Below are 13094 nucleotides of genomic sequence, written 5' to 3' on the forward strand. Positions count from 1 at the left end.
CTGAGCCTTTTCACAGGCACTATTTGGCCTGTGCTAGCGGTGTGAGCGTATGACACTCAGTACGTTTACAGGAATGGTTTAATGAATAATAAAACAATAATTATGGTAGCTGGCATTATTGCCACTAGCTACCAAGGGATCGCTTTGGCTGAAAATACACAGCAGCAAAATAAGCAGAAAGAAGGTGTGGTTAATTTTAGCCAATTAAAAGTTTCAGGTGCGCAGAAACAAACCCCACTAGTCAAAGCATTAGAAAAACCAGGTGCTTATAGTGCGGTTGGTACAGAAAATAAATTGCAGTCGATGGATAAAATTATTCGCACCATGCCCGGTACCTATACTCAAATGGATGCCAGCCAAGGTACGGTTAACGTCAATATTCGTGGGCTGAGTGGTTTTGGTCGCGTGAATATGATGGTTGATGGTATTACACAAAGTTATTATGGTATCTCACCGAGCAAATATACCCACGGTATGCAGCCGAGTAATGATTTTGGTTCATTAATTGATCCAAACTTTATTGTCTCAGTGGAAGTGGAGAAAGGGCAGTTGAATGGCAGTAATAGCATTAATGCTTTAGCCGGAAGTGCGAATTTCCGCACTATCGGAATTGATGACGTCATTTTTAACGACAATTTATACGGACTGCGTAGTAAAGCTAACTGGGGGGATAATGGTCTCGGTTATAACGGAATGGTTGCCGTTGCGGGTAAAACGCAATTACAGGATGATGGTTACTTTGGTGGTTTAATTGCAATTAGTGGTCATAATATTCCCGGAAGTTATAAGAATGGAGACGGCTTTGACAGTGATGAATTTGCCACAGATCCCTCATTCAAACAAAAGCCACAATCTCAATTGGCAAAGTTGAAATATAAACCTAATGATCGTCATGAATTGGAATTCAGTGGGCGTTTTTTGCAAAATAAACTTACCAGCAGAAAGATTAATAGTGAGGACTATTATCTAAAATATAAATACACTCCATTAAATGAATTAATTGACGTAGAAATACTGGCAAGCCATGGCAATAATGAACAAAAATTTCAAGGTGATCCTATTGGTGGAGCCTTTAAAAATGCCATATCTAAAAATAAATCTGATAGTATAAATTTATCCAATACTAGCCATTTTTCTTATGGAGATGTGGATTATAAATGGCAAGTAGGTTCGAAATTAATGAAAACCAAATACAGTAAGGAAGCGCAATCGGTTGAAGACCCAAATACCCAGATAAACAATCCATTTTCACCAAGCGGAACACAAGATATTGCCAGCGTATATACTCAGTTTGAAGCGAAGTACGATATCTATACAGCGATATTTGACCTTAATTACCTCAATTATAGCGTGAAAGGTTATAAGCCTGCGTGTGATGAAACCGAAAAATGTTTCCCCCAAGAAGCCAGTAATCTGAACATTAAAGATAGTGGGATTAACCCAGGTATATTGTTATCCGCTCAAATCATTCCTGAATTCCAGCCCTTTGTTAGTTACGCACATTCCATGCGTGCACCGAATTCACAAGAAGCTTTTTTCTCCTCAAATGGTGGCCAGACGATGAATCCATTTCTTAAGGGTGAAAAATCAAAAACTTGGCAGGTTGGGTTTAATAGCTTAAAACCTGATTTAGTGGTAGATGGTGACCAATTCAATCTGAAAGCATTGTGGTTTCATACCCAAGTTAAAGATTATATCACGAGTAAAGCTTTTGTACTTTGTCGTTCCAATCCACAGGATGAATTTGATTGGTGTTTAGTTAATGATGATGTATGGGATAAAGAGAATCCGCCAATATATCAGCGAGCAGAAATGTATGTGAATGACCATCGAGATGTAAATTTACGAGGGTATGAATTGCAAGCCAACTATGATGCAGGTGTATTTTATTCAATGGTTTCATATACCAAAGAGTCAGGAAAACAGCCGGTTTCTATTAATAGCACCTCCTTATTTAGTGCAGGGGATTTCACTCAATTACCTGACTATTACCTAACATTAGACTCAGGCGTACGCTTCTTTGATGAAAAACTGACACTCGGTTCAACGATCACATGGACTGGCCCCTCCAAACGGATTAGCCCAGTTCCAGATGGCGACCAAAATGGTGATGCTATGACGGAGAAATATGAGAAACAACCAACCATTATTGATGTATATGCAGATTATGAAATTAATAAAAACGTTAAATTGATGATGACTATTAACAATGTGACGAATAAAAACTATACCGATGCATTAAATCGCGCAAATTCAGGTGCAATTATGCAAGAGAGAGGACGGAATAATGAAACTGGTAGAGGGCGTACTTATATGATTGGTGGGCAGGTACGTTTCTAACCAGTATATAAATTTACAACCACTTATCCCGTTATTTTAATCGAGATAAGTGGTTAAAATAATCACTTCGATACTCTTTTGGTTTTAACTTTCTCAATGTGGGTAATTTGGCTTTCAACCCAGCCATCATTAAGGCGTGTTTTCAGTGGTTGCCCTAATTTTACTTGGCTGGTTTTTTTCAACACGGTGCCTTCTGCTGTCTCACTAATACTAAAGCCGCGAGCAAGTGTTGCCAATGGGCTGACAGCTTCCATTTTCGAACACGCGACAGCAAAACGTTGACGATAGCTATTGACCAAACTCGTGATCATATTTTGCAAATGATATTGTGTTTGTTGCAACTGACGTTGTTGTTTTTGCAACTGAGGGCGTAAATCATTTTGTAGCAAACGGCGATTAACTCTTTCGAATTTAGCCGTCGAATTTTGTAGTTGCCGAGTCATCGACTGTGCTAGCTTTTGTTGCAATAAATTAAGTTGATTATATTGCCGTGCCAAACGTAATTGCGGGTGCTGTTGTTGTAAACGGTGATGCAAACGAGCAAATCTTTGTTGTTGGCCTGCCACGTAATAATCCATTGCCATTTCAAGGTGTTGCTGTGCAGATTTTAACTGCCGCAGCATTTCTAGCTGGTTACGGCTAACAAGCTCGGCTGCCGCAGATGGGGTTGGTGCTCTTACGTCCGCTACATAGTCCGCAATCGTCACATCGGTTTCATGACCAACAGCACTAATTATAGGCAGTTGACTAGCAAAAATAGCTCTAGCAACGATTTCTTCATTAAATGCCCACAAATCTTCAAGGGAGCCCCCACCGCGACCGACAATTAACACATCACATTCTTGACGCAAATTTGCTAGCTCAATCATTCGAGCAATTTGCGCTGGTGCCAATTCACCTTGAACTGCCGTTGGGTAGATAATGATAGGTAGAGAAGGGTCCCGGCGGCGTAAAATATTTAAAATATCATGTAGGGCTGCACCGGTTGCTGATGTAATGATACCGACAGATTTAGCAGGGCTAGGCAGCGGTTTTTTATGAATAATATCAAATAAGCCTTGTGCGCTTAGCGTTTGTTTTAATAGCTCAAAACGCTGTTGCAGTAAGCCCTCACCGGCTGGCTGCATACTTTCAAGAATTAATTGGTAGTCACCTCGAGGCTCATATAAGGTCACTGTCGCTCGAACTAAAACTTGCTGGCCATTTTGTGGGCGAAAAGTGACTCGTGCATTTTGCCCACGGAACATTGCCGCACGCACTTGAGCCCGGTCATCTTTTAAGGTTAAGTACCAATGACCTGAACTTGGTTGTGAAAAATTGGAAATTTCAGCGGTTAACCAAATACGGCCCATTTGGTTATCAAGAAGTTCTCGAACAGTCTGGTTAAGCTTGCTAACCGAGTAAATTGCGTTATTTTGTGAAGTCGACATGTGAGCCAGATCAAATTTTAAAACAATGACTTAATCGATAGATACTAACGCAGTTATAGGAGTTATCAAGTTTTTTTTCAAAAAAACGCTGGAAGCAACCGTTTTCGGTGTGTATAATGCCGCGGCAATATTTTATACCTTTCCATAACGCTGCCTGGTGGGATATTGCCTATGTTACGCATTAAAAAAGAAGCACTTACTTTCGACGACGTTTTACTCGTTCCTGCACACTCAACCGTATTACCGAATACCGCAGATTTATCAACTCAACTGACTGCAAACATCCGCCTGAACATTCCTATGCTTTCTGCAGCCATGGATACTGTCACTGAATCTGACCTTGCTATTGCATTAGCACAAGAAGGTGGCATTGGTTTCATCCATAAAAACATGACTATTGAGCGCCAAGCGGAAGAAGTTCGCCGCGTGAAAAAGCATGAAAGTGGTGTCGTCACTGACCCTGTGACAGTAACGCCTGATACTACCATTCGTGAAGTGCAAGAAATGGCTGAGCGCAATGGTTTTGCAGGTTACCCAGTAGTTGCAAACGACAACTCATTAGTTGGTATTATTACTGGCCGCGATGTTCGTTTCGTGACGGATTTAGACCAGCCTGTTACTGCTGTGATGACGCCAAAAGAACGTTTAGTCACCGTGAAAGAAGGCGAAGCACGTGAAATTGTTTTACAAAAAATGCATGAAAAACGTGTAGAAAAAGCCTTAGTAATCGACGATAACTTTCATTTGTTGGGGATGATCACCGTTAAAGACTTCCAAAAAGCAGAACGTAAGCCAAACGCGTGTAAAGACGAGCAAGGCCGTTTGCGTGTTGGTGCTGCTGTTGGTGCTGGTGCAGGAAATGAAGAGCGTGTTGACGCGCTGGTGGCTGCTGGTGTTGACGTTTTATTAATTGATTCATCACATGGTCATTCAGAAGGCGTATTACAACGTATTCGTGAAACCCGCCAAAAATACCCTGATTTACAAATCATTGGCGGTAACGTTGCAACCGCGGAAGGGGCGAAAGCGCTGGCTGATGCAGGTGTTAGCGCCGTTAAAGTCGGTATTGGCCCTGGTTCAATTTGTACAACTCGTATCGTAACTGGTGTGGGTGTACCACAAATTACGGCTATTGCAGAAGCGGCAGAAGCTCTGGAAGGTACGGGTATTCCTGTTATCGCGGATGGGGGTATTCGCTTCTCAGGTGATATCTCTAAAGCTATCGCGGCAGGCGCAGCCTGTGTGATGGTTGGCTCAATGTTCGCAGGAACTGAAGAGTCTCCGGGAGAAACTATTTTATTCCAAGGCCGTACTTACAAAGCATATCGTGGCATGGGCTCACTGGGTGCGATGTCTAAAGGTTCGTCAGATCGTTACTTCCAATCTGATAATGCAGCAGACAAATTAGTGCCAGAAGGTATTGAAGGCCGCGTAGCATACAAAGGTCGCCTAAAAGAAATCATTCATCAACAAATGGGGGGCTTACGCTCCTGTATGGGCCTGACGGGCTGTGGTACTATTGATACATTAAGAACAAAAGCAGAATTTGTTCGCATCAGTGGAGCCGGTATCCAAGAAAGCCACGTTCATGATGTTACTATCACGAAAGAATCTCCAAACTACCGTTTGGGGCAATAATCGATAAAGTTTCTCAGGGTGGCGCATTCATTTGATTGCGTCACCGATTCTTATTTTTGACTTGAATTTTTGGAATTCTCCTCAAATGACAACAAATATCCATAAACATCGCATTCTTATTCTTGATTTCGGCTCGCAATATACACAGCTGATCGCCCGTCGTATTCGTGAAATTGGCGTTTACTGTGAACTCTGGGCGTGGGACGTTACAGAAGAACAAATTCGAGGATTTAATCCAAACGGTATTATACTTTCTGGCGGGCCAGAAAGTACGACTGAGTCAGATAGCCCACGAGCTCCTGATTACGTATTTAATGCAGGTGTTCCTGTATTAGGTATTTGTTATGGCATGCAAACCATGTCAATGCAGTTGGGTGGTGCAGTTGAAGTCTCTGGTGAACGTGAGTTCGGTTATGCCAATGTCGAAATCACTGAGCAATGTGAATTATTCCGTGATATTCATGACTCTCTGAACGAAGCTGGCAAACCAGTACTTGATGTCTGGATGAGCCATGGTGATAAAGTTACAGCTATCCCTGCTGATTTTAAAACTATCGCCAGCACGCCAAGCTGCCCATATGCCATCATGGCAAATGAAGAGAAGAAATTCTACGGTGTTCAATTCCACCCAGAAGTGACTCACACTCACCAAGGCCTAAATATTTTAACGCGTTTTGTGAAAGATATTTGCCAATGTGAAGCCCTGTGGACACCAGCGGCAATTATCGAAGACACAGTAGCGCGTTTAAAAGAGCAAATTGGTGATGACCATGTACTGCTCGCATTATCGGGTGGTGTTGATTCATCGGTTACGGCATTGCTATTAAACCGTGCAATTGGTAAACGTTTAACCTGTGTGTTCGTTGATAACGGTTTATTGCGTTTAAACGAAGCAGACCAAGTAATGGAAATGTTCGCAGGTAAATTTGACCTGAACATCATCCATGCAAAAGCTGAAGATCGCTTCTTAAATGCATTAGCTGGGATCAGCGATCCAGAAGCTAAACGTAAGAAAATTGGCCACGTATTTATCGAAGTATTTGATGAAGAGTCATCTAAGCTGCCTAATATTAAATGGTTGGCTCAAGGGACGATTTACCCAGACGTTATCGAATCAGCAGCATCAGCAACTGGCAAAGCGCACGTTATCAAGTCTCACCATAACGTAGGTGGTCTGCCGGATGACATGAAACTTGGTTTAGTTGAGCCATTAAAAGAATTGTTTAAAGATGAAGTCCGTAAAATTGGTCTCGAATTAGGCCTCCCGTACGATATGCTGTATCGCCACCCATTCCCAGGCCCAGGTTTAGGGGTTCGTGTGTTAGGTGAAGTGAAGAAAGAGTACTGTGACTTATTACGTCGTGCAGATGCTATCTTTATTGAAGAACTGCACAAAGCAGATTTATATCATAAAGTTAGCCAAGCATTTACCGTATTCTTACCTGTCCGCTCTGTTGGCGTCATGGGTGATGGCCGTAAATATGACTGGGTTGTTTCACTGCGTGCAGTTGAAACCATCGACTTTATGACCGCTCATTGGGCACATTTACCTTATGACTTCTTAGGCCGCGTTTCAAACCGCATCATTAATGAAGTCGATGGTATTTCCCGCGTCGTTTATGATATCAGCGGCAAACCACCTGCGACTATTGAGTGGGAATAATCCCCCAATAAGAATTAGCTGGCACTGGCTGGCAAAATAACAACTTAAGCCCATGTAAAAGTGGGCTTTTTTGTTTTTTAGTCTTTAATAGCATTCGATTTAATTGAGCAAATTAGTGAACACTTAAATTTGAAGTGCAGAAAGGATTATTGCTTCCATTTTTTCAGGGGTAGTGAATGGTGCGAAGCGTTTGAGCGGTTTACCGTCACGCCCGACCAAGAATTTAGTAAAGTTCCACTTGATCCGCCCACCCATTAGACCTGGTAGCTCGTTTTTCAGGTAACGGAATATCGGGTGAGCAGAGCTCCCATTAACGTCGACTTTTTCGAATATTGGAAAGCTCACTTCGTAGTTAATAAAGCAGGTCTGCGCGATTTCCTCAGCGCTACCGGGTTCTTGTTTGCCAAACTGATTACAGGGGAAACCAAGCACCACAAAGCCCTGAGGAGCATATTTCTTGTAGAGTGATTCTAAACCGTTGTATTGTGGTGTAAAACCACAATGACTGGCGGTATTAACGACGAGAACCACCTTATCAGCGTAGTCTTTCATAGAGATAAGTTGCCCGCCGAGACTTGTCGCTGCTAATTGATGAAAGGGGGCCATAGTAGGATCCTTAGAATAGAGCTAATCGACATAAGCCAATATAGCCGCTGATTGTGTGGTAGGTCTGAAGTCTTTTACCTGGCTATCTTGGCAAATTTTAAAGGTAAAAACAACATACTGGCTGTTCTCCCATTGATTGAAATATTAGATATTAGCCCTTTGCTTTAATCCCGCTATAAACATTCGCTGGCTAAATAATGGTATCAGCCCGTGTCAAAGTGGAGGGAGCTTATGGCATCAGCAACCTCTCATGTTCCTTTGCAACTAACTCATTCAAAAAATCAGCGACAACCCTGATCCTTCGTGAGTGAGCGAGATCAGAGTGAATGACTAGCCAAATAGGTTGGTCACAGCCTATATTATCTTGTAGGCAAATAAGTCCCATCTTTTGGGCAATGAAATGCGGCAAAACAGCCATGCCAATACCCGCTTGGACTGCGCTAAATTGTGCTGACATCGTACTGGTAGTGAGCCGGCAAGCTCTTCCTCTTAGCGTTCTTTCTAACCATTGTGCTGATTGGAGGTGCTGCTGTGCTTCCGACCAACCGATAAAATCATCTTGTTCTAGAGAGCTCAATCTGTTTGGATTTGGTCTACGCTGTAAATAACTCTCTGAGGCGTAAAGGCCAAACCCCAATGTGCCTAATTTACGAATACGCACATTACCGCGTTCAGGCCTAACCATACGCAGTGCAATATCCGCATCACGCCTGTGTAAATTCACTGTCGACACCCCAGTTACAATTTCAATTGTGAGATTAGGGTTCACGTTGGTTAGTGAAGGCAGAGCAGGGATGATTAGATGATCGGCTAAGCCTTGAGCGGTAGCTAAACAAACATGGCCCATCACGCTTTCGCTTTTTCTCCGTGCGGCATTGCCAAATGCATAACCCGCCTGTTCTAAGGCTTCAGCCTGAGAAATTAATGCATTTCCTTCATCGGTAAGCTTGTAACCAAGCTGGTCTCGAGTGAATAGCCGAACATGTAATGCCTCTTCTAGGCGTTCTAAACGCCGAGATGTGGTTGCAATTCCAAGTTTCAATGCTTTAGATGCAGCACTTAGCGTGCCTTCTCGAGCAATCGCTAAAAATACTCTGACATCATCCCAATTTGAATGCTGTCTATCGTTTTGTTTTCCATTATTGGAAAATAGATTGCTTTCATTAGTCATATAAATCTCCATTTATGGAAAATATACTGAAAAACATAAAATAAACCAAGGGAGAGCGATAATGAAAAAACGTATTTTGGGTAATGGACTTGAAGTCTCGGCAATTGGACTCGGTTGTATGGGGATGAGCGAGTTCTATGGGCCGCAAGATGATCAGGCTGCCATGGTTGTGCTACAAAAAGCTATCGAACTAGGCTGTACGATGCTGGATACTGCGGATACTTATGGCAATTTTCATAACGAAGAGTTGATTGGGCATTTTCTTAAACAAGTCGGTTCTGATGTTAAAATCGCGACAAAGTGCGGTATTGTTCGCCGACCAGGTGAATATGAGAGAAGGATTGATAATAGTCCAGAATATATACGCAGCGCCTGTGAAAGCTCTCTTCGTCGATTAGGTGTTGAATGTATTGATTTGTATTATATCCATCGTCTAGATCCCTCTGCATCAATAGAGACGACAATGCACACGCTGGCGGGGTTAGTTGCTGAAGGGAAAATTGCTCACATTGGGTTGTCTGAGGTGAGTGCGGCAACCCTTAGAAGGGCACACGCAGTTTATCCTGTTACTGCAATCCAAACTGAGTATTCGCTTTGGACGCGTGATGTTGAAACGGAAATATTGCCAACTTGCCAAGAATTAGGGATTGGTTTTGTACCTTATTCCCCGTTAGGACGTGGATTCTTAACAGGGCGCTTTAATGCCGAAAGTAGGTTCGAGAGCGATGATGCACGTAATACGCTACCGCGTTTCACATCAGAGAACCTTAGAGCTAATCGCACATTAGCTGACTTTATCGTGCAGATGGCAAGTAACAAGTCATGTTCACCTGCTCAAATTTCACTGGCCTGGTTGCTAGCTCAAGGAGATAACATTGTACCAATACCAGGAACGAATAAAGTTAAACACCTTGAAGATAACTTTGCTGCCGCTGATATTGACCTAACATCGGAGGATTTACTGCAAATAACACAAGCGCTAGAAAGCTTTCAACCTGTGGGTTCCCGTTATACTGCTGAAGGAATGAAAGGTGTTAATGTGTAAGGTAAGCATCATTTTGTAGAGTAATAGAGTTGCCCTGTGCTGTCATATTCTGTGAATGTTATTTGGCAACAATAATTGAGGTATCAGTTTTTTACTGGTGCCTTTTTTTATTAGTACCAAAGACGTTAGAAAAAATAGGTATACCATTATAGGAATTTATTTAGGAAAAGGGGCCTCTATGTATGGGGTTAGATACTTTTGTATCTTACAACTGCTTTATCGAGGGTAAAGCAACAGAGCTTCCCGTTCCTAGGGAATAGGTCATGAAGATGATGAGAGATATTTTTATTGTCAAAGCTTACCCGTAAAAAAGCGCCTGTAATTTACAGACGCTTTTGCTTTTCACTCAATTCTAAAATTAGAACTGATACACTAACCCTAAACCAAGTACGTTATCGGTATTCACTTTGTAGTGGTCAGTAAAATCATTATCGTTTAACAAGTTGATTTTATAGTCGATGACAGCACTTAGGTTTTTATTAAAGTCATAAGCTGAGCCGATGGCGATATAATTTACTAATTCTTTATCTCCAAAGCTGCCTAAGTTTTTACCTTTGGAATAGTTATAGCCAATTGATGGGGTTAAACCGAAGTCAAAAGAATATAGGGCAACCACTTCCAAGTTCTGAGTTTTATTTGCTACTGACTCCATATTATCATTACCAAAACGGCTCATATTAAGCGTTTGGCCATACATGACTGCGAAATAGAGATCTTCGTATTCAAATTTTCCCCCTACGTTCCAAGCTTCAGCGCGTTTACCAGTCGCACTGCTAGTTGTGGCATCTTTTTGCTTTGGTGTACGGGAAGATGAGGAGTAACCACCACCGAGGGAAATACCATAACCTAATTCATAAGCTGTAGATAAACCAAAACCATCGCCGTTATCGGTTAATTCATCACCGGATGACAGGTTTTGTTCGCCATTTTTCCCCTGATATTGTAATGCAAAGCTTAAACCATCAATGTAACCAAAGGCATTATTATTGCGATAAGTGAGTAAATTACGGTTACGGCTTAGCATGTAGTTATCTTCTTGATCCATCGTATCCGCTCCCCAGAGAGGTAATACGTCTGTCCAAGCATTGGTATCATAAATAACACCATAATTGCGGCCATAATCAAGGGAGCCGTAATCTGCAAATTTTAAGCCTGCATAAGCTAAACGATTACTATTTTCTTCAGTTGATTCTGATTGGTTAGTTTTAGTTTCCCATTCAAAACGTCCAAAACCAATGAGTTGGTCGGTGATTTGTGTGTCACCTTTTAGCCCCAGTCTGACACGTGAGTCATCACCATCTTCGCCACTACGGCTTTTGGCAATATGATGGCGAACATCGATTTGCCCATACACATCAAGCTTATTACCATCTTTATTGTACATTTCAGCGGAGTTAGCAACATTAGCAGTAAGTAGTGTTGGAATAATGAGTGCGAGTAATTTGTACTTCATAACATAGCCTTATGGATTGAGTGATATTTAGCAATAGTTCCTAATTGATAGTTATTATCATTTAAGCATTTTAATTCGCCAAATAAAAAATGTAACAAAATTAAATATTAGTGAAACAATACGGCTAACTTATTAAATAATAAAAATAATTTAATTTATGGTGATTTCAACCAAATGTTTTATTTTTAGAAAATCAAAATCAATGTGATGAAAGAGTTATGTTTATGTATAAGTGATTTTTTATGCATAAATCGTGAATTATTACTTGTTTGAAATGCTAAGGTTGGTATTATTTAAAACCTATACAAATTTTGTCTATATCAACCCAGAACCCTAAAAATAATATCTTGGTAGAAATCACTAGATATAAGGAATAATAAGTGGCTTTACGTTTGAAGTATCTGGCATTACTCCCTTTATTAGTTGCTGCGACAGCTTGTCAGCAACCAAATAATATCAAAACACCAGTAGAAACTTATGCGACACAAAACCAACCTGCGGTGGTTAATAACGCATGGATTGAAATATCACGTGGTGCATTAGATTTTAATATCAAAAAAGTACAAAACTTGCTGGGGGATAAGTCTTCTCTGTGCGCTGTTTTGAAAGGGGATGCCTATGGACATGACCTTTCTTTAGTTACGCCAATAATGATTGAAAATAATGTGCAATGTATTGGAGTAACAAATAACCAAGAGCTTAAAACCGTGAGAGACTTAGGTTTTAAAGGCCGCTTAATGCGAGTGAGAAGTGCGACAGAACAAGAAATGGCTCAGGCTACACAATATGAGACAGAAGAGTTAATTGGTAATTTAGCAATGGCGCAGCGCTTGAATGCGATTGCGAAAAAACAAAATAAAGTGATCCCTATCCATCTTGCGCTAAACTCGGCAGGGATGTCCCGTAATGGGCTAGACGTCAGTAGTGCATCTGGCTTAGATGAAGCAAAACAGATCGCGGAGTTATCGCAATTAAAAATCGTGGGCATTATGTCTCATTATCCAGAAGAGGATGAAGCTCAGATCCGTAAAGACCTTGCGAAATTCAAGAAAGAGTCTCAACAAGTCTTGAATGTGACAGGGTTAAAACGTGAAGACATTACATTACATGTCGCGAATACTTATGCAACTATTACCGTACCAGAATCATGGTTGGATATGGTACGTGTAGGTGGTATTTTCTACGGTGATACCGTTGCGACAAATGACTATAAACGCGTGATGACGCTGAAATCGAACATCGCCTCTGTCAATCATTATCCGAAAGGTAATACAGTGGGTTATGATAGAACTTATACCTTGAAGCGTGATTCTGTATTAGCCAATATCCCTGTAGGTTATGCAGATGGCTATCGCCGTGTATTTAGCAATGCGGGACATGCATTAATTAATGGCCAGACAGTTCCTGTTTTAGGAAAAACATCAATGAATACGGTCATGGTTGATGTTACTGATTTAAAATACGTTAGTCCGGGAGATGAAGTTGTATTTTTTGGCAAACAAGGTCATGCTGAAATTACGGCCGAAGAGGTTGAAGACATCAGCGGTGCATTATTTACCGAAATGTCAATTTTGTGGGGTGCAACCAATAAACGTATCTTAGTTGATTAGGTTAATTTTTAATTCCGTATATTTTAACCCGCAATAATTGCGGGTTTTTTTATCCTAAATGTCTCTTCGGATTTTATCCAATATGTCGATAAAATGCGGTTTAGGGGAATGACTATCGAAACTTATAAGCTGATATGT

The 13094-nt window shown here is 41.2% G+C and carries 9 protein-coding genes; 5 read left to right on the top strand and 4 right to left on the bottom strand.

The features are described 5' to 3' along the window. Nucleotides 1-81 precede the first annotated feature (81 nt). On the top strand, nt 82-2340 hold the full coding sequence (locus PR834_RS01325) for a TonB-dependent receptor domain-containing protein (RefSeq protein ID WP_272536326.1): 2259 nt from the start codon (nt 82-84) through the stop codon (nt 2338-2340). Nucleotides 2341-2402: 62 nt separating this feature from the next. On the opposite strand, the gene xseA is transcribed toward PR834_RS01325, so the two are convergent. After that, a complete protein-coding gene (xseA, locus tag PR834_RS01330) occupies nt 2403-3770 on the bottom strand; it encodes an exodeoxyribonuclease VII large subunit (RefSeq protein WP_272536327.1) in 1368 nt (455 codons plus the stop codon). A 171-nt stretch (nt 3771-3941) separates the two neighbouring features. On the opposite strand from xseA, the gene guaB reads away from it, so the two are divergent. Beyond that, entirely contained in the window at nt 3942-5408 is a 1467-nt protein-coding gene (gene guaB / locus PR834_RS01335; RefSeq protein ID WP_272536328.1) for an IMP dehydrogenase, read from the top strand. 85 nt (nt 5409-5493) lie between these two features. Continuing rightward, nucleotides 5494-7071, top strand: a complete 1578-nt coding sequence (gene guaA / locus PR834_RS01340; protein WP_136135441.1) for a glutamine-hydrolyzing GMP synthase — start codon at nt 5494-5496, stop codon at nt 7069-7071. A gap of 123 nt (nt 7072-7194) precedes the next feature. On the opposite strand, the gene PR834_RS01345 is transcribed toward guaA, so the two are convergent. Both PR834_RS01345 and PR834_RS01350 read right to left on the bottom strand, forming a co-directional pair. Then, on the bottom strand, nt 7195-7677 hold the full coding sequence (locus tag PR834_RS01345) for a glutathione peroxidase (RefSeq protein ID WP_110591788.1): 483 nt from the start codon (nt 7675-7677) through the stop codon (nt 7195-7197). 229 nt (nt 7678-7906) lie between these two features. Continuing rightward, on the bottom strand, nt 7907-8848 hold the full coding sequence (locus tag PR834_RS01350; RefSeq protein ID WP_196731933.1) for a LysR family transcriptional regulator: 942 nt from the start codon (nt 8846-8848) through the stop codon (nt 7907-7909). A gap of 61 nt (nt 8849-8909) precedes the next feature. Between PR834_RS01350 and PR834_RS01355 the strand changes: the two genes are divergently transcribed. Beyond that, nucleotides 8910-9893: an aldo/keto reductase gene (locus PR834_RS01355; RefSeq protein WP_004253824.1), complete on the top strand. Its 984-nt coding sequence runs from the start codon at nt 8910-8912 to the stop codon at nt 9891-9893. Nucleotides 9894-10251: 358 nt separating this feature from the next. Here PR834_RS01355 and PR834_RS01360 read toward each other — a convergent pair whose 3' ends face one another. After that, nucleotides 10252-11346: a porin gene (locus PR834_RS01360; protein WP_004253827.1), complete on the bottom strand. Its 1095-nt coding sequence runs from the start codon at nt 11344-11346 to the stop codon at nt 10252-10254. A gap of 380 nt (nt 11347-11726) precedes the next feature. On the opposite strand from PR834_RS01360, the gene alr reads away from it, so the two are divergent. Next, entirely contained in the window at nt 11727-12956 is a 1230-nt protein-coding gene (gene alr, locus PR834_RS01365; protein ID WP_004253830.1) for an alanine racemase, read from the top strand. Nucleotides 12957-13094 lie beyond the last annotated feature (138 nt).

The sequence above is a fragment of the Providencia sp. PROV182 genome (assembly GCF_028480325.1).
In the GTDB taxonomy this organism is placed as follows: domain Bacteria; phylum Pseudomonadota; class Gammaproteobacteria; order Enterobacterales; family Enterobacteriaceae; genus Providencia; species Providencia hangzhouensis.

What these genes read in the sequence shown, in the direction of transcription:
- PR834_RS01325 (WP_272536326.1), top strand. Translation starts at nt 82, where the DNA reads ATGAATAATAAAACAATAATTATGGTAGCTGGCATTATTGCCACTAGC.
- xseA (WP_272536327.1), bottom strand. Translation starts at nt 3,770, where the DNA reads ATGTCGACTTCACAAAATAACGCAATTTACTCGGTTAGCAAGCTTAAC.
- guaB (WP_272536328.1), top strand. Translation starts at nt 3,942, where the DNA reads ATGTTACGCATTAAAAAAGAAGCACTTACTTTCGACGACGTTTTACTC.
- guaA (WP_136135441.1), top strand. Translation starts at nt 5,494, where the DNA reads ATGACAACAAATATCCATAAACATCGCATTCTTATTCTTGATTTCGGC.
- PR834_RS01345 (WP_110591788.1), bottom strand. Translation starts at nt 7,677, where the DNA reads ATGGCCCCCTTTCATCAATTAGCAGCGACAAGTCTCGGCGGGCAACTT.
- PR834_RS01350 (WP_196731933.1), bottom strand. Translation starts at nt 8,848, where the DNA reads ATGACTAATGAAAGCAATCTATTTTCCAATAATGGAAAACAAAACGAT.
- PR834_RS01355 (WP_004253824.1), top strand. Translation starts at nt 8,910, where the DNA reads ATGAAAAAACGTATTTTGGGTAATGGACTTGAAGTCTCGGCAATTGGA.
- PR834_RS01360 (WP_004253827.1), bottom strand. Translation starts at nt 11,346, where the DNA reads ATGAAGTACAAATTACTCGCACTCATTATTCCAACACTACTTACTGCT.